The sequence below is a fragment of the Methylomicrobium sp. Wu6 genome (assembly GCF_035916875.1).
In the GTDB taxonomy this organism is placed as follows: Bacteria; Pseudomonadota; Gammaproteobacteria; order Methylococcales; family Methylomonadaceae; genus Methylomicrobium.
This window is the reverse complement of the sequence record NZ_JAXUHN010000059.1, coordinates 16,481-42,315: the sequence shown is the minus strand read 5'-3', so window position 1 is coordinate 42,315 and position 25,835 is coordinate 16,481. Positions and strand designations below refer to the sequence as shown.

The 25,835-nt window shown below is 55.1% G+C and carries 19 protein-coding genes; 13 read left to right on the top strand and 6 right to left on the bottom strand.

Features of this window, described 5'->3' with window-relative positions; all coding sequences use genetic code 11:
- Nucleotides 1-189 precede the first annotated feature (189 nt).
- The 3 genes from thyA to dnaE all read left to right on the top strand — a co-directional run bounded on the left by thyA (nucleotide 190) and on the right by dnaE (nucleotide 5,726).
- Nucleotides 190-1,023, top strand: a complete 834-nt coding sequence (thyA, locus tag U2W12_RS06465) for a thymidylate synthase (RefSeq protein WP_326499849.1) — start codon at nucleotides 190-192, stop codon at nucleotides 1,021-1,023.
- Between the two features lie 522 nt (nucleotides 1,024-1,545).
- Nucleotides 1,546-2,172 carry an inorganic pyrophosphatase gene (locus U2W12_RS06460; protein WP_326499848.1) on the top strand — a complete coding sequence of 209 codons (627 nt, stop codon included), beginning with the start codon at nucleotides 1,546-1,548 and terminating at the stop codon, nucleotides 2,170-2,172.
- Between the two features lie 71 nt (nucleotides 2,173-2,243).
- Nucleotides 2,244-5,726 (top strand): DNA polymerase III subunit alpha, encoded by a 3,483-nt coding sequence (gene dnaE, locus U2W12_RS06455; protein WP_326499847.1) that lies wholly within the window; start codon nucleotides 2,244-2,246, stop codon nucleotides 5,724-5,726.
- A 138-nt stretch (nucleotides 5,727-5,864) separates the two neighbouring features.
- On the opposite strand, the gene U2W12_RS06450 is transcribed toward dnaE, so the two are convergent.
- The 3 genes from U2W12_RS06450 to U2W12_RS06440 all read right to left on the bottom strand — a co-directional run bounded on the left by U2W12_RS06450 (nucleotide 5,865) and on the right by U2W12_RS06440 (nucleotide 8,107).
- Entirely contained in the window at nucleotides 5,865-6,152 is a 288-nt protein-coding gene (locus tag U2W12_RS06450) for a hypothetical protein (protein ID WP_326499846.1), read from the bottom strand.
- A gap of 423 nt (nucleotides 6,153-6,575) precedes the next feature.
- Nucleotides 6,576-7,538: a cytochrome D1 domain-containing protein gene (locus tag U2W12_RS06445; protein WP_326499845.1), complete on the bottom strand. Its 963-nt coding sequence runs from the start codon at nucleotides 7,536-7,538 to the stop codon at nucleotides 6,576-6,578.
- A gap of 2 nt (nucleotides 7,539-7,540) precedes the next feature.
- A complete protein-coding gene (locus U2W12_RS06440; RefSeq protein ID WP_326499844.1) occupies nucleotides 7,541-8,107 on the bottom strand; it encodes an SRPBCC family protein in 567 nt (188 codons plus the stop codon).
- A 286-nt stretch (nucleotides 8,108-8,393) separates the two neighbouring features.
- Here U2W12_RS06440 and U2W12_RS06435 point away from each other — a divergent pair, with 286 nt between their 5' ends.
- The 6 genes from U2W12_RS06435 to U2W12_RS06410 all read left to right on the top strand — a co-directional run bounded on the left by U2W12_RS06435 (nucleotide 8,394) and on the right by U2W12_RS06410 (nucleotide 17,273).
- The gene (locus U2W12_RS06435; RefSeq protein WP_326499843.1) at nucleotides 8,394-9,785 is read left to right on the top strand and encodes a TolC family protein; all 1,392 of its coding nucleotides are present in this window, start codon (nucleotides 8,394-8,396) and stop codon (nucleotides 9,783-9,785) included.
- A gap of 24 nt (nucleotides 9,786-9,809) precedes the next feature.
- The gene (locus tag U2W12_RS06430; protein ID WP_326499842.1) at nucleotides 9,810-10,862 is read left to right on the top strand and encodes an efflux RND transporter periplasmic adaptor subunit; all 1,053 of its coding nucleotides are present in this window, start codon (nucleotides 9,810-9,812) and stop codon (nucleotides 10,860-10,862) included.
- Nucleotides 10,859-14,098, top strand: coding sequence for an efflux RND transporter permease subunit (locus U2W12_RS06425; RefSeq protein ID WP_326499841.1), 3,240 nt, complete (start codon nucleotides 10,859-10,861; stop codon nucleotides 14,096-14,098). Before U2W12_RS06430 ends, U2W12_RS06425 begins: the two co-directional genes overlap by 4 nt.
- A 254-nt stretch (nucleotides 14,099-14,352) precedes the next feature.
- Nucleotides 14,353-15,663, top strand: coding sequence for a 30S ribosomal protein S12 methylthiotransferase RimO (gene rimO, locus U2W12_RS06420; RefSeq protein WP_326499840.1), 1,311 nt, complete (start codon nucleotides 14,353-14,355; stop codon nucleotides 15,661-15,663).
- A 178-nt stretch (nucleotides 15,664-15,841) separates the two neighbouring features.
- Nucleotides 15,842-16,888 (top strand): hypothetical protein, encoded by a 1,047-nt coding sequence (locus U2W12_RS06415; RefSeq protein ID WP_326499839.1) that lies wholly within the window; start codon nucleotides 15,842-15,844, stop codon nucleotides 16,886-16,888.
- 52 nt (nucleotides 16,889-16,940) lie between these two features.
- Nucleotides 16,941-17,273, top strand: coding sequence for a hypothetical protein (locus U2W12_RS06410; RefSeq protein WP_326499838.1), 333 nt, complete (start codon nucleotides 16,941-16,943; stop codon nucleotides 17,271-17,273).
- A gap of 403 nt (nucleotides 17,274-17,676) precedes the next feature.
- Here the strand turns inward: U2W12_RS06410 and U2W12_RS06405 are convergent, their stop codons facing one another.
- From U2W12_RS06405 to U2W12_RS06395, 3 genes are read right to left on the bottom strand one after another with little or no spacing between them, the layout of a single operon-like run.
- Entirely contained in the window at nucleotides 17,677-17,886 is a 210-nt protein-coding gene (locus U2W12_RS06405; protein WP_326499837.1) for a dodecin, read from the bottom strand.
- Complete coding sequence (murU, locus tag U2W12_RS06400; RefSeq protein WP_326499836.1) at nucleotides 17,883-18,563, bottom strand: N-acetylmuramate alpha-1-phosphate uridylyltransferase MurU; 681 nt, start codon at nucleotides 18,561-18,563, stop codon at nucleotides 17,883-17,885. Before murU ends, U2W12_RS06405 begins: the two co-directional genes overlap by 4 nt.
- Nucleotides 18,560-19,552 (bottom strand): phosphotransferase, encoded by a 993-nt coding sequence (locus U2W12_RS06395; RefSeq protein ID WP_326499835.1) that lies wholly within the window; start codon nucleotides 19,550-19,552, stop codon nucleotides 18,560-18,562. Before U2W12_RS06395 ends, murU begins: the two co-directional genes overlap by 4 nt.
- 110 nt (nucleotides 19,553-19,662) lie before the next feature.
- On the opposite strand from U2W12_RS06395, the gene lptD reads away from it, so the two are divergent.
- The 4 genes from lptD to rnd all read left to right on the top strand — a co-directional run bounded on the left by lptD (nucleotide 19,663) and on the right by rnd (nucleotide 25,784).
- Nucleotides 19,663-22,554 carry an LPS assembly protein LptD gene (gene lptD, locus U2W12_RS06390; protein WP_326499834.1) on the top strand — a complete coding sequence of 964 codons (2,892 nt, stop codon included), beginning with the start codon at nucleotides 19,663-19,665 and terminating at the stop codon, nucleotides 22,552-22,554.
- A gap of 14 nt (nucleotides 22,555-22,568) precedes the next feature.
- Complete coding sequence (locus U2W12_RS06385) at nucleotides 22,569-23,855, top strand: peptidylprolyl isomerase (protein WP_326499833.1); 1,287 nt, start codon at nucleotides 22,569-22,571, stop codon at nucleotides 23,853-23,855.
- Between the two features lie 83 nt (nucleotides 23,856-23,938).
- Nucleotides 23,939-24,508, top strand: a complete 570-nt coding sequence (locus U2W12_RS06380; protein ID WP_326499832.1) for a DbpA RNA binding domain-containing protein — start codon at nucleotides 23,939-23,941, stop codon at nucleotides 24,506-24,508.
- A gap of 121 nt (nucleotides 24,509-24,629) precedes the next feature.
- Nucleotides 24,630-25,784, top strand: coding sequence for a ribonuclease D (rnd, locus tag U2W12_RS06375; RefSeq protein WP_326499831.1), 1,155 nt, complete (start codon nucleotides 24,630-24,632; stop codon nucleotides 25,782-25,784).
- Nucleotides 25,785-25,835: the final 51 nt, after the last annotated feature.

Sequence of the window (25,835 nt, the reverse complement as noted above, 5' to 3'; positions counted from 1 at the left end):
CCTATGTGCTTTACGAAACGCTGCCGGATGAAGTGCAATACGTTTTTCTATAAGAATATTAGAAAATCAATCTGATAAACTAGGGCCCCTTGTTTTATATCCGGCGTGCAAAGAAATGATAGACGGAACAAAAGTCTCCATACCCTGCTGCATTGAAGATAGACAACTGAAAACATTTTGTTAATTCGCATGCAGCACTATTTAAACTTACTGGACAAGATTCTTCACGAAGGCGTCGAAAAAGGCGACAGAACCGGCAGCGGCACGCGGTCGATCTTCGGGCATCAATTGCGTTTTCCTTTGGCCGAAGGCTTTCCTTTGGTGACCACGAAAAAAATTCATCTAAAGTCGATCATTCACGAACTGCTCTGGTTTTTGCAGGGCGATACAAACCTGGCTTATCTGCATGAGCACAAGGTCAGCATTTGGGACGAATGGGCCGACACGAACGGCGATTTGGGCCCGGTTTACGGCCGGCAATGGCGTTCCTGGCCTACGCCTGACGGCCGCACGATCGATCAATTGCAACAGGTGATGGAACAACTTAAAACCACGCCGAACAGCCGCCGGATGATCGTTTCGGCCTGGAATGTCGCCGATTTGCCCGACGAAACGATCAGCCCGCAGGCGAATGTCGCGCAGGGCAAGATGGCGCTGGCGCCCTGCCATGCGCTGTTTCAGTTTTATGTCGCGGACGGGCGCCTGTCCTGTCAGCTTTATCAGCGCAGTTGCGACACGTTTCTGGGCGTGCCGTTCAACATCGCGAGCTACGCATTGCTGACGCACATGGCCGCGCAGCAGGCCGATCTCGACGTCGGCGATTTTATCTGGACCGGCGGTGATGTACACTTGTATTTAAATCATCTGGAACAGGCCAGATTGCAGTTGAGCCGTGAACCTTATCCTTTGCCAAGATTGATATTCAAACGCAAGCCGGATTCGTTGTTCGATTATCGGTATGAGGATTTCGAAATCGAGGGTTATCAGGCCCATGAGCCGATCAAGGCGCCGATTTCGATTTGATGCAGGTAGTTCGGTTGTTTTCACAATCCAGCTACCCTGATCTTGTTTGAATAGCCTTGAGCGGCCTAAGCCCTCGATTCCGTTACATAGCATGGAGGCTACAGCTTATGTGTTCGGTTCATCGCTCCCGCACGGAGCGTCGCTGCCGTTAGATTTAAGGAACAAAGTCCATTCTCCCTCCGGGAGAAGGCTAGAATGAAGATATAAATAATGCATTTTTCCTTTATTTATGCCTCCTTGCCCCGCCCCTCGCCTTTATGCCCTTTGGGTACGAAAGGAGAAGGCATAACCTTATACATAGGCTATGTACCCATTAATAGTTGAAAACGCTTTCCGGATTCCTAACGCATCTGGTATCTGTCTGATTCGCGATGCATTGACTTTGAAGTCTGCCGCCAGGAAACTTCACGCGAATTAACTGTTTACAAATTTCAACGTTTAACGCAGACATGGCCTAACTGAATGGCAGTGGCGCGGAGCGTGTCAATGAACCAAGATCGCCTATTTAACGACCCAAAATATATGAACAACTACCATTATAAAGCCCACCCCTGGCACGGCATCAGCGCGGGCGAAAATACGCCTTCCGTGGTCAATGCGTTTATCGAAATCGTGCCGAGCGATACGGTCAAATACGAAATCGACAAGCAGAGCGGTTACCTGAAAATCGACCGCCCACAAAAGTTTTCGAACATGGTACCGACCTTGTATGGTTTTGTCCCGCGCACCTATTGCGGCAACAAGGTCGCCGAATTCGCCGCGTTGAAATCGGGCAGAATGGGTATCAAGGGCGACGGCGACCCGCTCGACATCTGCGTGTTGAGCGAACGCAGCGTGTCGCATGGCGACATCATCCTGCAGGCGATCCCGGTCGGCGGCTTCCGCCTGCTCGACAACGGAGAGGCGGACGACAAGATCATCGCGGTAATGAAAGGCGATGAATTTTACCGGCAGTGGACCGATGTGTCGGACTGTCCGAGTTCGTATATCAACCGACTGATGCACTATTTTCTGACCTATAAAAATCTGCCCGGCGAGAAGGCCACCTGCGAGATCACCGATGTTTACGGCCGTGCCGAGGCGCATGAGGTGATTGTGCGCGCAATGCAGGATTACATGAGCCTGTTCAACGGCATCGAAGATTTGTAAAGACACTGCAAATAAATCATCAGCCTTATCCGCCCTACCTTTTCTGATCCTAAGCGACAAAAATACCCCTCATGCAGCCCAAATTCATCCATCTGAGACTGCACAGCGAATTCTCGCTAGTCGACGGCATCGTCAAGATCAAGCCGTTGGTCAAGCGCCTGGCCGAATTGCAGATGCCGGCCGCGGCGGTGACCGATCACGTGAACCTATTCGCGCTGGTCAAGTTTTACAAGACCGCGATGGGCCAGGGCGTCAAGCCGATCGCCGGCGCCGACGTGCTGATCTTCAATCCGGACGAACCGGCCAATCCGTTCCGTCTGACCCTGTTGGTCAAAAATCAGCCGGGCTATATCGCGCTGACCGAACTGATCTCCAAGGCCTATCAGGAAGGCCAGCACCAGGGCGTACCGATGTTGCGATACGAATGGATCGAGGCGAATGCGAACGGTCTGATCGCCTTGTCCGGCGCGATGGCCGGCGACATCGGCCGGGCGCTGATGGCCGAACGCGAGGAGGACGCCAAACGCCTGGCGCTGTATTGGGCCGATCTGTTCCCGGACAGCTTTTATCTGGAATTGCAGCGCGTCGGCAAGCCGGGCGAAGAGCTCTATATTGCGGCCGCGCTGGAACTTGCCGCGGCAGTCGATTTGCCGGTGGTAGCGACCAATGACGTACGTTTCCTGCATCAAAAGGATTTCCCGGCGCACGAGGTCCGCGTCTGCATCAACCAGGGCCGCGTGCTCGACGACAGCCGCCGGCCGAAGGATTATACCGACCAACAGTATCTGCGCAGTGCCGAGGAAATGCTCGAATTGTTCGCGGACATTCCGGAGGCGCTCGAAAACACGGTCGAGATCGCCAAGCGCTGCAATATCACGCTGACGCTCGGCAAAAACTTCCTTCCCGACTACCCGGTCCCCGAAGGCATGACGATCGGCGACGTGATGGCCGAGGAATCCCGCAAAGGCCTCGAAGAACGCTTGCGCCAGCATCCGCCGGTCGGCAGCGGCACCGAGGAGGAAAACCGCAAGGTCTATTACGACCGGCTCGAGATCGAACTCAGCGTGATCACGCAGATGGGTTTTCCAGGCTATTTCATGATCGTCGCGGACTTCATCCAGTGGGCGAAAAACCATCAGATCCCGGTCGGGCCGGGGCGGGGCTCGGGTGCGGGCTCGCTGGTCGCGTATGTGTTGAAGATCACCGACCTCGACCCGATCGAATTCGACCTCTTGTTCGAGCGCTTCCTGAATCCCGAACGGGTGTCGATGCCCGACTTCGACGTCGATTTCTGCATGGACCGGCGCGACGAGGTGATCGACTACGTCGCCGACCATTACGGCCGCGACCAGGTCGCGCAAATCATCACCTACGGTTCGATGGCTGCTAAGGCGGTGACCCGCGACGTCGGCCGGGTGCTGGGTTTCGCTTATGGCTTTGTCGATCAGCTCGCCAAACTGATCCCGTTCGAAATCGGCATGACGCTCGACAAGGCGCTGCAAGACAGCCCCGACCTGAGACAGCGCTACGAGAACGAGGAAGAAGTCCGGTCGCTGATCGACATGGCGCTCTCGCTCGAAGGGATGGCACGGAACGCGGGCAAACACGCGGGCGGCGTGGTGATCTCGCCGACCAAACTGACCGATTTCACGCCGCTATACTGCGAACAGGGCGGCGGCAACCTGGTCACCCAGTTCGACAAGGACGACGTCGAAGCGGTCGGCCTGGTCAAGTTCGACTTTCTGGGCCTGCGCACGCTGACAATCATCGACTGGGCGCTGCAAACGATCAACCGCAAAAAACAGGCACTCGGCGAACCGTTGATCGATATTGCCGCGATTCCGCGCGACGACAAGGCCTCCTACGACCTCTTAAAGAATGCCCAAACCACCGCGGTGTTCCAGCTCGAATCGCGCGGCATGAAGGAGCTGATCAAGAAGCTGAAGCCGGACTGCTTCGACGACATCATCGCGCTGGTCGCGCTGTTCCGGCCGGGTCCGCTCGAATCGGGCATGGTCGACGACTACATCAACGTCAAGCACGGCGCCAAGGCCGAATATGCGCACCCACTTCTGGTGCCGATCCTGAAGCCGACCAACGGCGTCATCCTGTATCAGGAACAGGTGATGCAGATCGCCCGCGAAATGGGCGGCTACACGCTCGGCGGCGCGGATATGCTGCGCCGCGCGATGGGCAAGAAAAAGCCCGAGGAAATGGCCAAGCAGCGCGAGGTCTTCACCGAGGGCGCCATCGCGAACAACATCGACGAAAGCATCGCGACTTACATCTTCGACCTGATGGAGAAGTTCGCCGGTTACGGTTTCAACAAATCGCACTCGGCCGCCTATGCGCTGGTCGCCTATCAGACTGCCTGGCTGAAGGCGCATTATCCGGCAGAATTCATGGCCGCGGTACTGTCGGCCGATATGGACAACACCGACAAGGTCGTCGTGCTGATCGAGGAATGCCGGCGCATGAAACTGCCGATCGCGCCGCCGTCGATCAACGACTCGAACTTCCGCTTCACGGTCAACCAGGCAGGCAAGGTCGTGTACGGCCTCGGCGCGCTCAAGGGCGTCGGCGAGAACGCGATCGAGGACATGATCCTGGAACGGGAGAAGAACGGCGCTTACCGCGACCTGTACGATTTATGCAAACGCGTCGATCTGCGCAAGTTCAACCGGCGCGTGCTCGAAGCCTTGATCCGCGCCGGCGCCTTCGACACCTTCGATCCGAACCGGGCCGCGCATCTGGCCGAACTGCCGACCGTGCTGAAAGTCGCCGAACAGCACGGCAAGATGGCCGCGACCGGCCAAAACGATCTGTTCGGCCTGCAGGAAGCCAGCGCCGAGGAAGACGCGATCGCCGCCTATTCGACCTATGTCGAACCCTGGCCCGAACAAGAGCGCCTGAATGCCGAAAAACAAACCCTCGGCCTGTTCCTGACCGGCCATCCGATCGCCCAGTACGAGGCTGAAATCGGCCAGTTCACGCACGGCAGCCTCAACAAGCTGAAGTCGGACATGGAACGCAGCAAGGGCAAGATGGAAGCCCGCGTCGCGGGACTGGTCGTCGAAATCCGCACCCGCCAGTCCAAAAACGGCAAGACGATGGGCTTCGCGCTGTTGGATGACCGCACCGACCGGCTCGAAGTTGCGGTGTACCCGGAAATCTACGAACGGCACCGGGACATCGTCACTCGCGACGTGCTGCTGGTCGCCGAAGGTGCGCTCGCGATGGACGACTTCACCGGCACTCCGCGCCTGACCGCCGAAAAGCTCTACAGCATCGACCAGGCCCGCAATGCCTTCGCGCGCGGTTTGCAGTTGACCTGGCATGCCGGTATCAACGGCGACTCATTGGCCGAAAAACTAAGTCCGGCACTGGAACCGTTCAAAGGCGGCACGTGTCCGGTGCTGATTCAATACCGCTCGGCAGAGGCTCAGGCCACCGTGCGGCTTGGGGATGAATGGCGGGTCTTTGCGACCGACGAGTTGTTGTTGCGGTTGAAGCGGCAGCTTGGAAACGAGGCGGTTGAGGTTAAATACCGTTAATTGTGTCGGACAACAGCTTCATCATGCTGCTTGCGATTTATTGCAAAAATATCATGATTGCAACTCGCCCTTCGCCTTGAGCCAAAATCGGATGCCCTATATCAGATTAAAAACAGTGATTCGGCAAATTGAAGAACACTACTCTTCGCCCAACCAAGCTTCCAAAGTATCGATAATACTCTTCGCCTGCTCCCTGCTGGAGATATTGAATTTGGATTTCTGGCGGTATTCGCCGTTTTGTTTCTGATAGCGGCGAATCGAATATTTGTCAGGGCCGTATTCTTCCTTCGCGCGGTTCCATTCCTGATAGCGATACATCACCGTCGCCCAGGCACCCTTGCTCAGAACTTTTTTGTCGAGTTCCTTGACGGTCTCTACGCCGTCGTCTTCATAAGCGATGGTCAATTCTTCTACGTTTTCTGCCATGTTGTCCCCTAAAATATCAAGCAGGTACGCATTTATGCCCCAGAGGGTATTGTGTACCATTTCCAGATTGTTGGTGAATAAATACCCGAAGTAGGTCACTCAATGTCGTTAGGTTAAGCCATCATACCCACAGAGTATAAGTGGGTTGCCGGTACCTCACGGCAAGGTGTGTTTAAAGTTGGCTTTGTACCCGTTAATAGTTGAAAACGCATTCCGAATACCTAATGCATCTGGTATCCGTCTGATTCGCACTGCATTGGCTTTGATATCTTCCTCCAGAAAACCTAAAGAGAATCAACTGTTTACAAATTTCAACGTTTAACCCAGACATAGCCTTAAAGTTTCCATCCCTGGCACATGGATTCCGGCATTCCCTGCCGGAATGACGTGGTCTTTCTTAACTCAATGAGTGATGTGTACCTTTTAATTTCCTATAAATCGGCCAAACGCGCGGCTGCCTTCGCCGGTTTTGATCGTATCGACGACCCGCAGGGCTTTCGCATCGAGCACCGACACGGTGCCGTCGAACCAGTTGGCGACATAAACGTGGCGGTCGTCGGAATGCGTGCCGATGCCTTCCGGTTTGCCGCCGACTTCGATCACATCAAGTTCTTTCAAGGTCTCGGTGTCGATCACCGATACCGAATCATCGTCCTGATTGGTCACCAACAGCCGGCTGTCGTTCTGCGCCAAAGCCCCCGCGTAAGGGCGGGCGCGCACCTTGACGGTAGCGATCGCCTTCATTTGCAGGGCATCGACCACGGTCACATCGTTGCTTTCGACATTGGCGGTATAGAGCCGCTTGCCTTCGTTATCCAGCACCAGACCGAAGGGATGTGCGCCGACCGCGACCGAGCCGGTTACCTTAAGAGTTTCGAGATCGATCTTCGAGACCGAATCGCTGAGCCGGTTCGCGACATACAACCAGCGATTGTCGGGACTGACCGTCAAACCGGACGGCGACCGGCCGACCGTGACCGCCTTGACGGCCTGCAGATTGTCCACTTCCAGCACCGTCACGATGTTCTTGTACCAGTCGGCCACGAACAGGCGCTTCCCCGTCCCGTCGGTCGCGATGCCCAGCGCCCCGCTGCTGACTTTAGGATGCGCAATCAATTGGCGGCTTTCGGCGTCGATCACCGCGACGCTGCCGTTATCCGGGGTGCTGACATACACTCGCTTGCCGTCGGGCGCGGCAGCGACGCCCGCCGGCTTGCCTGGCACCGGAAGGGTCTCGACGACTTTGCCCGTTTGCATATCGACGATCGCAACCGTATCCGCCAACTGATTGCTGATATACGCAAAAGGCGCGGCAGCGACCGCAAACGGCAACAAAGACGCCGCGCCGAAGAGCGCCGCAAGGGAACGGAAGCGAAACCGCTGCATCTTTATTTTTCAGCCAAGGCTTTCAGATTGGTCAGACCGGTTTTCAGCACGTTATCTACGGCCTTATTAGCGACTTCTTCGTTCATTTCCGCTGGTGGATCATTGTTCATGTATGCGCGGTAATAGGCCGCCTTCCAGAAAACCCTCGCCTTGTCGGCGCCTTGCGCTTCGACGCCGATGGTGGCTGCATAGTCATGAACCGGCAATACCGGCACGTGTTCTTCCGCGCCAGCATGAGTGATTGTCTGCGCGGTGCTCATCTCGGTGATCTTATAGGAATAAGACATCTTCGCTTCGTCGTATTTTTTCAGCTCTTCGCTGATCGTGCCGCCGCTGACCAGGGTCAATACGCGAACCGCGCCTTTCTTGTTGCCTTCCTGATTGGCTACACTGCTGATGCCGGGATGCCAGGACATGTCACCGTAGTCCTTGATGATGCCCCAAACCTTTTCGGCCGGCGCATTGATCACGATTTCTTCATCGGTTTTTTGACGGACCGGGCCGTGCGCAAAGGCAAATGACGACATAAAGAACATCGCGGCCGGAATGCTGAACAACATTTTCTTCATGATAACTCCTGAGTGGGACGTTAATAAATAAACACTGCATTATATGATAATCCATCGTAGCAAGCACCCGTTTAAAATGACGGCGGATGCGCTACGCTTATCCACACCATCTCGAAATCAAGTTTCACGGTAATGACACACCCGGAGCGCAGGAACGATGAATCAGAATTATGGCAAGTTATTTTCAGCCAAATCCTGAGTAAGTCCGTAGTACAAGACTTTACCGATGGCCCTATCGCGATTATGCTTTAGCCAATTTGCATTGATAACCCCCATAGAACGGTCCATGCCGCCGCCAAAATCCAACTTAGCCTGCATCCTGCTGCCGCTTGCGCTTTGCGCGGCCGCTGCAGCAATGGCGAACACACTTCAGGCGGCAGCATCGCAAACGGCTGTCGATGCCGACGTTTCGGCGCGCCAGGGGCCGTTCACACTGGAGAGCGCAATCAATCTGGCGATCGAGCGGAATCCCGATCTGCACATCGCCAATGAGCGCATCGCCCAGGCCGAAGCCGCGATCGGCGAAAGTCTCGCCGCGTTTTATCCTCAAGTCAAGGCGCGCTTGAGTTACCGCTATTCCGATAATCCGGCGCAGGCATTCGGCATGATCGTCGCGCAGAGGCGTTTTTCTTTCACCCAGGACATCAACAATCCGGGCGGCGTGACCGATTTTCGTCCCGAAGTCGAGGCGACCTGGTCTTTATACCGAGGCGGACAGGATTATCAGCGCAGCAAAGTGGCCAATTTGAGCAAGGAAATTACCGAACTGGAGCTGTCGTCAGTCCGCAATAATTTGATTCTCGGCGTCACCGAAGGCTTTTATACTCTGCTGGTCGCCAAGGAAAATCAAACGATAGCGCATCGCGCGATCGACGCGGTGCAAAGTGAACTCACGGAAACCCGAAAGCGCCATGCCGCCGGCACGGCGTTGAAATCCGATGTGCTGTCGCTGGAGGTCCGCCTGGCCGCCGCCCGCGAAGTCGACATCCGTGCGCAAAATGCGATCGAGATGGCGCGCACGGTACTGAGGACACTGCTTGATCTTCCCGAAGACGACCCGCTCGAGCCTCGCATCGAGGCGGAACGCGAGCTGCCGGCTTTGCCGGCGTCGTTTGATGGCCTGCAAGCCCAGGCGCTGAATAACCGCCCGGAAACGCAAGTCGCGCAAAGACAACTTGAAACCCGGCAACTCGAACTCAAAATCGCCCAGGGCGAGCATTTGCCGCGCGTCGATGCCTATGTTAATTATGGTTTGAATGAGCGCTCGCCGGAGTTTTCGACCGCGCATCAAAATATCGGCTCCGGCATCATGGTCGAGATGGATTTATTTTCCGGCCTTGCAACGAATGCGCGCATCAGCAAGGCGGAAAGGCGGCTGGCCGAAGCGAATGCACAAATCCATAAAATCCAATTGCAAGTCAAACAGGATATAAAAACCGCCTACCTGGCACTGCAAGAAGCGCTACTGCAGGCCAAAGTCTCGCAAACCGCTGTCGCCGCTGCCGACGAAGCGTTTCGACTGGTCACCCTGCAACACCGGGCCGGAACCGTGACGGTAACCCGTTTCATCGAAAGCGAAGTCGCGCGCGATCAGGCGCAAACACAATGGCTAACCGCGCGCTATGACACGTTTCGCGCTGACGCGGCCTTGCAACGCGCACTCGGCGCTTGGCGTTAACCGAACCACAGGCAACCATCATTCATGCAAAAAAAATGGCTATGCTCGGCCGGCGCGCTGTTCGCCCTGCTTCTGCTAATAGTGTGGATGCTCGGCCTGATAGGCGGCGACAAAACCGAACCCGGCAACACTCCCCTGCCCGCGCAAGCCGCCACTACAAAAGAGACCGCGCGCGTCGAACGGCGAACGATCAAGGATGCGCAGCCCTGGCCCGGCACGGTCAGGGCGCTCAGCGAAGCGCGGATAGCACCGAAAATCAACGCCCGCATCCTGACCGTCGCCGTGCATGAAGGCGACCGGGTCAAACAAGGCGCCGTCCTAGCCCGACTCGATGCGGAACAGAATCGGGCGCTCGAACACGAAGCGGAGTCGCGCGCCGCCGCCGCGAGAGCCGAAGCAGCACGCGCGGCAACCGACCTGCTTCGGACACACGGCCTTTTCGAACAGGAAGCCGCAACCCGTGAAGCCTATGAGCGCGCCGAAACCAATGCACGCAAGGCGCAGGCCAGCGCCCAGGCTGCTGAGTACAGCGTGCGCGAAGCCGCGATACAACGCGGAGAAACCGTTTTACGCGCCCCCTTCGACGGCGTGATCGCCAAGCGTCTGCATGAACCGGGCGACATGGGGCTCTCGGGCGAACCGATCGTCATCTTGCAGAAAGAATCAGGGCTGCGTCTGGAAGCCTCGGTGCCGGCATCCTGCGCCAATCGTATCAAAATCGGCGATGCAGCCACCGTGCGCATCGACGCCTTGAAGACTTCGCTCAGTGCCCGGATCAACGAAATCGTGCCGGCCGCCGATCCCGACACCGGCACGGTTCTGATCAAGGCCGGCCTGCCAGAAATTCAGGGCTTACAGCCAGGCCTGTTTGGCTGGCTCGAACAGGCCTGCGGTATCGAGCATACGGCCCTGCTGATTCCGGCGGCGACACTACGGCGGATCGGCCAGATCGAGGTCGTGACCGTGCAGGACGGCGCAAAACTGAGCACTCGCCATGTGCGCTCAGGCTTTAGCCAGGGCGACCGTGTCGAAATTCTCTCCGGGGTGGATGAAGGCGAAACCGTAGTCATACAATGACAGCTCAGCAGAAACGCGGACTGAGCGCCGCGATCGTCCGAATCTTCACCGTCTCGCAGCTGTCGCCGATGCTGCTGATCGCGGCACTGATCGCGGGCGTTACCGCGCTGCAATTAACCCCGCGCGAGGAGGACCCGCAAATCGTGGTGCCAGTGATGGATGTAATGGTCGACTATCCCGGCGCTTCCGCCGAGGAAGTCGAAAAACTCGCCGCGACGCCGCTCGAAACGCTGCTGAAGCAGATCGAAGGCGTCGAGCATGTGTTCTCTGCGTCCCAGCCCGGCAAAGCGGTGGTTACGGTCGGCTATGAAGTCGGCGAGGACCCCGAGGACAGCCTGGTCAAAACCTGGAGCAAAGTGATGTCGCATCAGGACGAACTGCCGCCAGGCGTGCGAGGCTGGAGCATCAAGCCGGTCGATATCGACGACGTACCGATGCTGATGCTGACGCTATCCTCGCCGACCGGAAAGACCGACGCAATGGCGCTGCGCCGGATCGCGGACGAACTCCTGGCCAGTCTGCGCGGCGTCGATAATATAGCGAAGACCGAAGTGGTCGGCGGCGCGCGCCGGCAGGTAACCATTACTCCCGACACCGCCAAGATGACCGGCTACGATATAACGCTGCCGGACATTATCAAGGCACTCGCAGGCGCGAATATCCATATCCAGGCCGGACGCTACACAAACGGCAACCGCGAAACGATCCTCGAGGCAGGAACCTATTTCGAATCGGCAAGCGAGGTGGTCCAGACCGTGATCAAAACCGCCGGCGCCCGCCCCGTCTATCTCCGGGATATTGCCCGCATCACGGACGGAGAAGAGGACCGCGAGCACTACAGCCGGATCGGTTTCGGTCCGGCCGTCGCCAAGATGCGCACGGTCGGCCAAGCCGAAGGCCCGCGGGCAAAGCCCGGCGACGAACGCGAAATGGTCACGATCGCGCTGGCCAAGCGCAAGGGCAGCAATGCGGTACAGGTTTCTCACGACATTCTGGCGCGGGTCGCATCTCAACGGAGTCAATTGATCCTCGCCGACGTCGACATCACCGTCAGCCGCGATTACGGCGCCACCGCCGACCACAAGGTCAATGAATTGGTCAAACATCTCGGACTGGCGATTGCGATCATTTTGGTATTGCTCGCGCTGACGCTGGGCCCGAAGGAATCGATCATCGTCTGCATCGCGGTGCCGGTCACTTTCGCGATCACCCTGCTCTGCGACCTGATCTTCGGTTACACGATCAACCGCGTCACGCTGTTTGCGCTGATTCTGTCGCTGGGCCTGTTGGTCGATGATCCGATCGTCGATGTCGAAAACATCTTCCGCCATTTCAAACTGAAACGGGAAGCCCCGCTAGAAGCGTTGCTGTCTGCGGTCGATGAGGTCCGCCCGCCGACGATCGTGGCGACGTTGGCGGTAATGCTTGCGTTCATTCCGATGTTTTTTATCACCGGCATGATCGGCCCCTACCTCGCGCCGTTGGCGTTCAATATTCCGGTCGCGATGCTCATCTCATTGATCGTCGCGTTCACGATCACGCCGTGGGCGAGCTATCTGCTGCTGCGTGGCGAATACGGCAAGGACGAAGTCCCGTTCGACCTGAAAGCCTCGGCCGGCTACCGCTTTTACCGTAGCCTGCTGCAACCGTTGATCGCCTCGCCGAAGCGCAGCCGCCGGTTTCTGATCGCGGTCGGCATCGCCTTTCTGCTGGCGTCGCTACTCGCGGTCACGCGCGCGGTGCCGCTGAAACTGCTGCCTTTCGACAACAAAAACGAATTACAGATCGTGATCGACATGCCCGCCGGCAGCACGCTCGAAAACACCGATGCGGTCCTGCGCGCCCTGGGCCAATATCTCGCGACGGTCAATGAAGTAACAGATTATCAAAGCTATGCCGGCCTGGCCTCGCCGATCGATTTCAACGGCATGATCCGGCACTATTATCTGCGCGCCGGCAGCCATCAGGGCGATATCCGAATCAACCTGCTGCCGAAGGACGAGAGAGTGCAGCAGTCGCATCAGATCGCGATGCGCATCCGCGCCGACGTCGAACGCATCGGCCGGCACTATGGCGCGAAACTGAAGATCGTCGAATTGCCGCCAGGCCCACCGGTGCTATCGACCTTGGCTGCGGAAGTGTACGGTCCCGCCGATGCGAGTTACGACCAACTCGTCAAGATATCATGGGAAGTCAAACAGCGCTTTACCAAAATCGCCGGCGTCGTCGACATCGATGACCTGTCCGTGGCGCAGGGGCCAATCGCGCTGTTTCGGATCGACAAGCAAAAAGCCGAGCTGCTCGGCGTCAGTCCCGCCGCGATCGCGGAAACGCTCGGCGTGGCGTTGAGCGGCGGGGTCGCAGGCACCTTGCATGCGCCCGGCGAGCGGCTGGCGCTGGACATTCGTCTGCGTCTGCCGCGCGCCGAACGCTCGTCCTTGCCGGAACTGTTAAATACCAAGGTCAGAAGCAGCCAGGGCGCCTTGATTGCGCTGAACGAACTCGGCTCAGTCACCCCCGAATCCGGCGATCCGGTCATCCATCACAAGGATCTGCAACGCGTCGCCTATGTGATCGGAGACAGCGTCGGCCGCAGTCCGGTCGAGGCAATCATCGACCTATACGCGGGCTTCGGCGAACAGCCGTTACCTGACGGCTACCGCGCCGAATTGAGCGGCGAAGGCGAATGGAAGATTACGGCCCTTATCTTCCGCGATCTCGGCATTTCGTTCGGCGCCTCGCTGATCATGATCTATGTGCTGCTGGTCGTGCAGACCGGCTCGTTGAGTCTTCCCGCCATCATGATGATCGCGATCCCGCTGACGATTATCGGCATCATGCCGGGCTTCTGGCTGTTGAATATCCTATTCGCCGAAAATATCGCCGGCTTCACTGATTCGATCTATTTCACCGCGACCGCGATGGTCGGCATGATCGCGCTGGCCGGCATCGTGGTCAGAAACGGCATCATCCTGATCGATTTCATCGAACGGACGCGCGCGGGTAGCGACTCACCCAGCCTCGAAGACGCCCTGATCGAAGCTGGCGCCACCCGTATGCGGCCGATTTTCCTGACCGCCGGCGCCGCGATGTTCGGTTCGGTCGTGATCATCCTCGACCCGATTTTCTCAGGATTGGCATGGAGTTTCATCTTCGGCATCTTCGCCTCGACCGGATTTTCTCTATTCGTGATCCCGGTCGTTTACTTTCTACTTTACCGGCCCAAACCATTATAGGGTACGCATTAATGTCCTTCAGGGTACCACGTATCATTCTCACGCCGGACGGGGCATGTTGCCCCGTCCGTAACGTTTACCGAGCGTTTCCAAGTTTCAACATCGGCAAAACTTTGGGGACGGGGTTGAAAACCCCGTCCCGCTCAGGTACGCGATGCGTACTCTACAAAAACTTTGAACAAAACAAGCATTTAAATTTTTCATCGCGCCCGCTCTCATATAAACTAGGCAGGTTTTACACTCATGAGAAAAGAATGACCGCTCCAAATATTGGATTTATCAGTTTGGGTTGCCCGAAAGCGCTGGTCGACAGCGAGCGGATTTTAACCAAGCTGCGATCCGAAGGCTATACGATTTCGCCCACTTATAAAGACGCCGACCTGGTGGTCGTGAATACCTGCGGTTTTATCGACGCCGCGGTCGAAGAATCGCTGGACAGTATCGGCGAGGCACTCGCCGAAAACGGCCGGGTAATCGTGACCGGCTGCCTTGGTGCCCGCGAAGGCGAAATCCGCGCGAGACACCCCGAAGTCTTGAAAGTGACCGGCGCGCATGCGCTGGAAGAAGTGATCGCCTCGGTGCACGAATATCTGCCGCCGCCGCACGACCCCTTCACCAGCCTGGTGCCTCCGCAAGGCATCAAACTGACGCCGCGGCATTATGCCTATCTGAAGATCTCGGAAGGCTGCAATCACCGCTGCACCTTCTGCATCATCCCATCAATGCGCGGCGATCTGGTCAGCCGGCCGGTCGATGACGTGCTGCGCGAAGCCGAACGCCTGGCGCTGGCCGGTGTGAAGGAATTGCTGATCGTCTCGCAGGATACCAGTGCCTACGGCCTGGATTTGAAATATCAGGAATTCGACTGGAAAGGCCGCCAAGTGCGCACCCGCTTCTACGAGTTGGCTGAGGCGCTCAGCGAACTCGGCATATGGATACGGATGCACTATGTCTATCCTTATCCGCATGTCGATGAAGTAATTCCGTTGATGGCCGAAGGCAAAATCCTGCCTTACCTGGACATTCCGTTCCAGCATGCGAACAGCCGGATTCTGAAACTGATGAAACGCCCGGCGGCCACCCAGAACAATTTGGAACGCATCAAGGCCTGGCGCGCGATCTGCCCGGACATCACCTTGCGCAGCACCTTCATCGTCGGCTTTCCGGGCGAAACCGAGGAAGAGTTCGAGGAACTTCTGCAATTTTTGACCGAAGCGCAACTCGACCGCGTCGGCTGTTTCGCTTACTCGCCGGTCAAGGGCGCGGCCGCGAACGACTTGCCGAATGCGGTGCCGGAAGCGGTCAAGGAAGATCGTCTGGCCCGTTTCATGTCGCATCAGGCCGGGATTAGCGCCGCCCGCCTACAGCAACGGATCGGCAGGATCGAAACCGTCTTGATTGACGAAGTGGTCGAGGAAGGCGCGGTCGCGCGCAGCAAGGCCGATGCGCCGGAGATCGACGGCCAGGTCTTTATCGACGGCGCCACACACCTGAAGGTCGGCGATTGGGTGCAAGTCGAGCTGGAAGAAGCCGATGAATACGATTTATGGGGCCGTTTGGTATAACATACGCTGCGGAATCAGCGTTTGATCATGAGTTGAGGCTGCGATCGGCGGAGCCCTCCGATTCCGATCGGATCCAAACCGAGCCGCTCGCACCCTACTTTACATTTGCGTGAATTTACACGCTTCATGCCCAAGGAATTCATACACCATCATGTAAATCAATGCGGGATCGTTTTTTATGTCTGCTCAAATCATTTCATCACAAGATTTTTCAACGCCAGCCCGGATGGCCGTTTCCTTCCGCCTGATCCTGGCGCTGTATCTGATCATTCCGGTCTGCATCCTGCTCCAGTTGTTCGACGGCTGGTTCTGGCAGTATTTTCTGAAAGAAAATATGCCCAGCAACACCGGGCATTTCTTGCTATATCAAATTTTGTTCGGCACCCCGCACATCGTCGCCAGCGCGATTTTGTTATGCAGCAACGGCGATTATTTGAAGCTTTATAAACCCCGCATCTTCCGGATGACGCTCGCCCTCGCGGCCGTCTTCGGCATCGGCAGTCTGTTTCTGCCTTATTATGTGTTTTACGTCGCGGTCGCCGCCTGGACCGTCCTGCATGTGCTGAAACAGCAGCACGGCCTGGCGCGCGGGCTGTGCAAACTGCCGTCTCCGCATTTCTATGGCTTGCTTGGACTCAGCGTCGGTGCGGGATTGCTCATTTATCTCGGCATCTTTCTGCAAGCGAAACTGACGCCGGAACAAGTTGAATGGATCAAGCTCATTGCCGGCAATTTGTGCGTGCTGCTCGCGCTCGGCACCGTGTATTGCCAACGCCTGGTAGCGACCGCATTCGGCAAATGGTTTTTGTGGTCCAATACCCTGCTGGTATTGAGCAGTTATTATCTGTTCATTCAGCAATACTATTTTTTGGCGATCCTCGGCCCCCGGCTGGTGCATGATGCGACCGCCTATTTCTTTTACGTGACGCACGATTACAACCGCCACCATCAGCAGCCACAAAACTGGCTCTACCGTCAGGCCAAAAGCTGGCATGTGCACTGTTTCATCGTGCTGCCGGTGCTGTCTTTCGGCCTCGCTTTCATATTGCAAGCCTATGGCGACCAAGTGGTCAACTTTATTACCAACTACTGGTTCGGCATCGAGATTCGCAAGGCGGTCACCCTGGGCCTGTTGGGCTATCTGGGCCTGATGCACTACTACACCGAATCTTTCACCTGGAAACAGGACTCGCCGTACCGGCGTTACATTACATTCAGCAAATAAACGCTAAGCGAATACAATTTCTCCATGATAATAATCGACAATAAGGAATGAAATGAATAAGAAAATTTTAGTGTTTATAGCGGCATTATGTGTCGATTTGTCAGCATGCAGCGGAGAGAATAGTGATACCTACAAGGTTAAGCCTGTTTTCGTTAATAGTTGCATAAAACAGGAGAGCGCCACACGCTCTACAGAACAGGCGAGCGCTTACTGTAATTGCGTCGCCGATGCGGTTTTTGGCAATGGCGATATTTCCGATGAAACCAAAAATCTTATGCCTACCATGAACGATAAGGACAGTAAGCTCTACAAACAAAATGATGCCCCAGCTGTTAGGGGCGCGCTGATGTCTTGTTACACCACGAATTTTTATAAAAAGAAATAAGAGTGTTGAAGCGAGCTTACGACTACGAAAAAGCGGTGATTTTAAACATCTTGAAACAATTGCGGCGCAGTCGAGCGGCGTTTTTCAAGATAGTTACCGCAAGAATTACGCGGCTGTCTTCAAATTTTCTCGCATTGCCTTGTCGGAGTTGAGGGCAACAGCGCCGACCGGATTCCAGTTGCGTATGTCTTTTGACCAGCACTCCGGGTATTTGGCTTTGGCGGCAGCATAGATCCCGGCCCGTATAGCCAGGATGGACTTGTCCTGGCCACGGTGGCGGTGTGCCGGGCGCGATACGAAGCCTTCAGTTCTGCGGGCACGCCAGCAAAATCAAAGCCGCTTAATTGCGCGAAATGGCAACGCGTTATCGGAGGCCGTTGATTCCGGCAACGCATCTCCGACTTTATTCGTTCAGCGCAAAGCCGACCTTGATCGTGACCTGCCAGTGCGCGATCTTGCCGTTTTCGATTTGGCCGCGCGTTTCGACCACTTCGAACCAGCGCATGTTCTGAATCGTTTTCGAGGCGCGCGCAACCGCGTTCTCGATCGCGTCCTGCAAGCCGACGGTCGAAGAGCCGGTCAGCTCGATTTTCTTGTAGATATGATCGCTCATGAGGTTGCTCCTGTTTGTGAGTAATAAAGATCAAGAGTCGCTAAACGCTCGGGAGTTCCAATATCCATCCAGAACCCGTCATATTTCTGACCCGACACCCGCTGAAGGCCGATAGCCCGGCGCAGCAACGGACCGAGCTTGCTGACGCCCGCCGGCGTATCGGCGAATAGGGCCGGATCGTATATCCCGATGCCGCTGAAGGTAAAGGTCTCCTTGCCGTTTTCGATCACCCCGCCCTCGTCGTCCAGCCCGAAATCGCCCTGGGTATGATGCTCCGGATTATCGACCAGGATCAGATGCGCCAGATCGACCGGCACTCGATGCAAGGTTTCAAACGGAAAATCGGTCGCAATATCGCCGTTCACGACCAGGAACGGATCATCGCCCAATAACGGCAATGCATTGATGATGCCGCCGGCGGTTTCGAGCGCCTGTGCGCCTTCGGATGAATACTGGATGCGCGCGCCGTAGCGCTCGCCTACGCCGAGCGCGGCTTCGATCTGCGCGCCGAGGTGCGCGTGATTGATCACGATCTCGGTAAAGCCCGCGCCGACCAACTGGGCGATCGTATGTTCGATCAGCGCCTTGCCGGCCACCTTTAACAGCGGCTTTGGCGTGTGATCGGTCAACGGGCGCATTCTTTCGCCGCGACCCGCCGCGAGGATCATCGCTTTCATGCGGCGACCTCTTGCAACGGCAATACCTTCTCACGCAAAAACTCGCCGAATTCGGCAAATTCGGGGTAGGCATTGACCTGCGCGAGCACGTAGTTCAAGGTGCGTGGAATGTCTTTCAGATAGCCGGGCTTGCCGTCGCGCAGGTTCAAGCGCGCAAAGATGCCGATCGCTTTCAGATGGCGCTGCATGCCCATCCAGTCGAACCAGCGCCGGAACTGCTCCAGACTGCAATCGATCATTTGCGCGGCGAGCAGACGCCGGTAATAGCCGCTCATCCAGCCTTCGATCTGCTGCTCGGGCCAGGCGATGTAACAGTCCCTAAGCAGCGACACCAGATCATAGGTGACCGGGCCGATCACCGCGTCCTGAAAATCGAGCACGCCGGGCGAATTTGCCTCCAGCGCCATCAGATTGCGCGAATGATAATCCCGATGCACGCAGAACCGCGGCTGTTCCAGCGCGGAAGCGATCAGGCGCTCGTGCAGCGCAGCGCGAATGTCGGACGGCATCTCGATATCGAGCCGCTGCCCCAGGAACCACTCATCGAAAATGCCCAGTTCCCGGGTCAACAGCGCGTGATCGTAACTTGGCAAACCGCAGCTTGCGATCGATGTCCGGGTCTGTAAGCGGAACAGGCTATCCAGCGCGTCTCGGTACATCGCTCCGGCATTATCCGCCGTCACCCGGTCCAGAAAATCCACACTGCCGAAGTCTTCGAGCAGCAAATAGCCCTCCTCAAGATTTTGTGCAAAAATCTCGGGCACATGCACGGTGGCCGCCTTCAGAAAGTGGTTGACCTTAATGAAGGCCGCCACATTTTCTTTCTCGGGCGGCGCGTCCATCACGACAAACCGGCCTCCCGGTCCCTCGACCCTGAAATAGCGCCGGAAACTGGCGTCGCTGGAGGCCGGTTCGCAACGCGTTATCGTCATCAACAAGTCATGCCGAAGCCAGTCGAGCAGGCCCATGATGCGCAAATCTTCAATCATGATGATCCAGTTTAGATTAGTTTAATATGGTCAGAAAAATTAAGGTAAAATGTGAATCTGGCATTTTAGTCTATTTACGAAACGTTTCGCCACTGATACCCCAAAACTGCATGCATTTTTGCTTCTTCCTGTTTTTTTTCGCATTCCTGCTGACTCCGGGTTTTGCGGATGACACCGTCTGGAACTGCCATCAAGACAAAAACAGCAAGGAATGGGTTTGCACCGGCGAAAAAGCTTCTCCCGCCGACACCGGCGGCGAGCCGTTAGCGCAGCAACCCAAATCCATACCCCCCGCGCCGGCCGAGGTAAAGGAAACCGCAGTCAGCGAATCGGCGCCGGCGCCGATTCCGGAAATTAGAGCCGAAACCAAGGCTCAACCCAAGCCGGTTGCCGAAAAGCAAATCGTGGTCAAGCCGACCGTGCGCAAAGCCATCGCCGTCAAAGAAAATCTGCGCCAGGAAGACAACCGGCAAGCCGGCTGGCGCTGTAAAGCTGCGGAAGGCGGCGAGGACTGGAATTGCAACCTAACCGGCCCCGATCCGAAAGGGCGAACGCGCGTCGTCGCTGCCGAGGAAAACGGCTTCAGCCTACTTGAGCCGGCATTCGACTCGAATCAGGAACAAATCTTTGCCAATTTGGCGTCAAATCTTAAATACGATCCATGGTATCGCTGCAGCATCGAACCGACTGCAGCCCCCGCCTTTACGCCCGGCCGGTATCTGCGCGACGTATCGCCACTGGATGTAAATGCCGATTACGGCGAAGTCTTCGAAAATGAAATCAGCAGTTATAAAGGCAATGTCGAAATTACCCGCGCCGACCAGCACTCGATTTCAAACACCGCACAGTATGACAGCGTTTCGCAAACACTGGATCTGCAAGGCGAGGTGTATTATAACGAGGACAATTTGTCTATATACAGTAATTCCGCAAATCTGAAACTGGCGCAGGACCAGGCGGTTTTGAGAAACGTGCAGTTCATCAATCCGTCCGCCCCCCTCAGAGGCAGCGCCACCGCCGCTTACCGCGAAAGTCAAACGCTATTGCGCTACAAGGGCGTCGCCTACACCACTTGCCCTCCGGGCAACACGGATTGGGTCGTGCATGCGTCCGACCTAAAAGTGAATGACGCCACCGGCAAAGGCTCCGCCAAAAACGCCTGGGTCGAATTCAAAGGCGCACCGGTCTTTTACTCGCCATATTTGTCTTTTCCTACCGATGCCAGGCGCTTATCGGGCTTCCTGTCGCCTAATTACGGTAACACGCAACGCGGTGGCTTCAACATTTCGGTACCTTATTACTGGAACATTGCGCCGAACTATGATGCCCTCTTTAAACCTCGCTATTTGACCAAGCGCGGCTTACTATTGGGCAGCGAACTCAGGCTACTAACCCCCTACTCGAATAGCAAAGTCGACTTCGAGGTTATGCCTAACGACCAGCTTCTCAATAAAGCGCGTTTTTTGGGGTCGATCAAAAACACCAGCCAATTCGGTTCGTATATCCACTCAAATGTGGATCTGAATTATGTGTCGGACAAGCAATATTTCGGAGATCTCGGCAACGCGCTGAGCTTTCCGAATTTCAGTTTCGTCAAAAGCTCGGCCGATCTAGGCTACACCGATAAAAGCAAAGGCATCTCGTTGACAGGTCTTGTCGAGAACTATCAAACAATCGATCAAACCTTGACTAGCAATAGCCAACCTTATCGACGCCTGCCTCAAATCAAGCTCGATCTGGATCATGCTTTCAATTTTATGCCCCTTAATGCGGCTCTGGATGGCGAATACACCTATTTTCAACATCAAAGTCTTGTCAACGGCCAGCGTGTAAATATCAAACCTTCAATCAGCTCGCCTCTGCATTCGGAATGGGGTTTTTTAACACCCAAGGCTTCCCTCCAGTACACCGGTTATCAGCTCTCTGAAAAATCCACGACTGATCCATCGCAAAGCTGGCCTAGCACGGTTAGCCGAACCTTGCCGATTCTTTCTTTAGACAGCGGCATGACTTTCGAAAGAGATCTGGGCAATGCGGACTCGTCCCTGAAGCATACGATCGAACCACGCTTGTTTTATTTATACATACCTAGAAAGGACCAAACAGATATTCCCTTATTCGATACCTCTCGCTACGATTTATGGTTCAGCAATCTGTTCCGAGAAAACAGCTTCAGCGGTACCGACCGGCTCCAGGACGCCAATCAAATCACCGCAGCGCTGACGACCCGACTGATCGATCCTGCAAGCGGCCGTGAAAAATTGAAATTCAATATCGGGGAGATTATTTATTTCCAAAACCGCGAAGTAACCGCGCCAATCAGGATTCACTATCTGCCTAATTTCGTAACGGAACCCGCGGAAGGATTTCAAACTCCTGCCGAAACAGGCAGTTTTTCACCGCTGGTTGCCGAACTCAGCAGCGAATTTACCGACCACTGGTCCGGAGAAAGCGGCGTCCAATGGAACCCGCAGACCAATGAAATCGTCAGAAGCAAGGCAGTGCTGCATTTCGTAAATGAAACCGAGAAGATTCTGAACGTTGGCTTCAATTACCGGAAAGATAATCTGGTTGAACAAACCCTGATAAAAAACCGAGATATTTGGTTCGAATCCGCAAGGCAAAATAACTATAATCCGCTGACCGATCAGGCGGTAATCCACGGAAGAGACTTGGTGCAAAGCGATTTGAGTTTTCGCTGGCCGCTCCTCAAAAGCTGGTATGCGATCGGCCGCTGGCAATATTCCTGGCTTTATAATAATTCGCAGGAAACCTTTCTCGGTTTGGAAAAAGAAAATTGCTGCTGGCGTTTCCGGGTGATTGGACGCCGCTGGATTAATGGCGCCAATACGATTAATAGCCCGAATCAGCAGCTTGCCGAAGGCGTCAGCCAAACAGGCGTTTTCTTCCAGGTAGAACTCAAAGGTCTGACCGGGCTGGGTGAAAACCTTGACAAATTCTTTGAACAAAGCATTTACGGTTACCAAAGACCGGAAAAATGATCCACCGAACACTAATGAAACAATTCTTTATTGCTTTTTTTCTGCTGCATTTTCTGACGGGTACCACTGCCGCCCATGCCGAGATGCTCGATAATATCGTTGCCATAGTCGAGGATGACGTAGTATTGGAGCATGAACTGGAACAAGAGACTCACATGATCGCGCAGCGAATGCAGTCATCCAATGTCGTGATGCCGCCGGCCTCAACACTGCGCCATCAGGTGCTAGAAAAATTGATTGTCGACAAACTGCAAAAGCAGCTGGCCGAAAAAGCCGGCATCACGGTCAGCGATGAAATGCTGAACAGTTCGGTCGCCGAAATCGCTCATAATAACAATATGAGCCCTGATGAATTCAGAAACGAATTGATCAGCCAGGGCATGGCCTATAAAAGCTTTCTGGATAATCTGCGCAATGAAATCATGATCAATCAGTTGCGCGCACGCGAGATTGGCGCCCGCATCAAAGTGACCGACCGGGAAGTCGAACACTATCTCGAAACCCAGGGAAAAATCGGCGCCGATTCGGTACAATATCATTTGGGCCATATTCTGATCGCTCTCAAGGAGGGCGCTTCCGCCCCACAAATTCAAGCCGCCAAAAGCAAAGCCGACGACATCGTCGCCAAGCTGCGCAAAGGCCAGGATTTTACGCATACTGCGGTCAGCAATTCGGATGACGACAACGCACTGTCGGGAGGCGATTTGGGCTGGCGCAAACTTAACGACATCCCGACCATTTTTGTCGACGTCGCCGGCAAAATGAGTGCGGGTGAAGTGTCCGATCCGATACGCAGTCCCAGCGGCTTTCACATCATCAAAATGCTTGAGACGAAAGGCGCTGACAATCACATGGTCACCAAAACCGAAGTCCGGCACATTTTGATCAAGACCAACGAATTGATCGACGATAACGAAGCCAAAAAACGCTTGCTGGCGCTGAAGGAGCGCATAGCTGACGGCGACGACTTTGCCGCCCTCGCGCGCGCTCACTCGGATGATAAAGGTTCTGCCTTGAAAGGCGGTTCCTTGGGCAAGGTGAATCCCGGCGATCTCGTCAAAGAGTTTGAAGTCGCGATGAATGGGCTTGCAATCAAACAAATCAGCGACCCGGTGCAGACTCAATTCGGTTGGCACTTGATTCAGGTGCTGGATCGCGAAACCAAGGACAATAGCAGCGAGCACCAAAAAAATATGGCCCGGGAGGCGATACGCAAACGGAAAATCGAAGAAGAAACCGAGCTCTGGCTGCGTCGAATTCGCGATGAGGCCTATGTCGAAATCTTTGACAAGAGACTCTGATCGAGAACAGATGCATGAGCCCGATGCCGCTGATTTTTTGCCGTTGTTGACATAAACACTCCACGCGACCACTATTTTCCAGGATGAATAATACCGACAAACCCAGCCTGCCGACCGGATTGGATAACCGAATACAACAGATCGTCAATATCGAGGATCTCGGCAGTCAGAGAGCCTATCTGAAGAACTTAAGCGAAAAATCGGGCTTCGATTTCCTGGATTGCGCCGCTGCCCTGCTGTTTTTACTGCAAAACCCAGCGAACGTTCAGGTCGCAGCAATCGCTCCGCCCCATACACAGCGCTCCAGCGTCTTACGGCAAGCCATACCTCAAACCATAAAACTGGTGCGCTATCGACTCGATGTCGGCCGCCAACATCAAGTCACCGTTGAAGAACTCAAAAAAGTTTTGATTGAAGAATCAGGCGTCGATCAAAAAAATATCGCCAATATCGATATTCAGGAACTATACACGCTGATAGAATTACCCGATGAAATGCCGCCGGATATTTTCCAACATTTGAAATCGGTCGAGATCAACCGTCAAAAGCTGGACATTCGCAGGGTCAAAAACCGGCGCGCCAAAAAACACGGCAATCCTCGCTACGGGCGCCATCGTCAACAACTCGCCAAAGCGCAGCCCGAAACGGCCTGATTTTCCGGTAAAGATTGAATCCGTTTCTGTTGATTCTAGTGCATTTCCTCGGCGCTCCTCTGCTAGAACGAATTATGACAAAAACGACTGTCCCCTATTTAAGGTTCGAAACGTAAGTACAATGGCGATTGAATATATCGACACACCCGCAAAACTATCCGAAATTTGCGCGCGCATCAAAGCTGCGCCGTGGATCGCATTGGACACCGAATTTTTACGTGAAAAAACCTATTACCCAAAATTCTGCTTATTGCAGATCGCCACTCCTGACTGGGTGGCTTGCGTCGATCCGATTACTCTCGCCCAACTCGATGAGCTTTTTGATGTCTTATATGACGGCAGCATCATCAAAGTGCTGCATTCCAGCCGCCAGGATTTGGAAATATTTTATCAATTGACCGGGAAACTGCCCTCGCCGATCTTTGACACGCAGGTGGCCGCCCCTTTACTCGGTTATCAGGACAATCCGGGGTATGCGATGCTGGTTTCGCATCTCTTGAATGTAAACCTGAACAAGGCCCACACGCGCGCGGACTGGAGCAAACGCCCGCTCAGCGAAGCGGAAATTCAGTATGCCGCGGACGATGTGATCTATCTTTGCAAAATCTATCAACTCATGCGCGACAAGTTGAGCGCCTTGGGCCGTCTCGATTGGCTGCACCCCGATTTTTCTGAACTCTCCAATCCGGCACTTTATGAAGTCTTGCCGGAACACGCCTGGCGAAAAATCAAGGGTAAAAACAAGCTGACCGGCAAGCAGCTTTCGATTATTCAGGCACTCGCCGAATGGCGAGAAAGCGCCGCACAAAGCGAAAACCGGCCTAAAGGTTGGCTTATCCGCGATGAACTGCTGTTTGACATTGCAAAACTTCAGCCGGAAACGGTAGCCGATCTGTCACAAATCCGAGGGATTAATGAACGCACCGTTAGCCGTTATGGCTCCACCTTGTGCAAGATCATCAACGCGGCCAAAAACCGCCCGCCGATTCCCTTGCATGAAGATGGACGCCCCTCTAAGAAAACTCAACAACAGGAAGCGATCGTTGATCTCTTAACCGCGATCGTCAGGATCAGGGCCGAAGAAAACGCCTTGAATCCAAATATTCTTGCCACTCGAAAGGACTTGGAATCCTTACTGTTCAATAATGATGAAGGCGACTGCGCTTTGCTGCACGGATGGCGTTACAGCATGGCCGGCAAGGAACTGCTAGGAATTTTGCGGGGCGAATTGTTGCTCGGGATCAAAGAAGACAATCTTCAGATCATTGCCAGATAATGTTGGCAGTGCCGCTTGTTATAGCGAGACAAGGGATATAAAAAGTTTTGC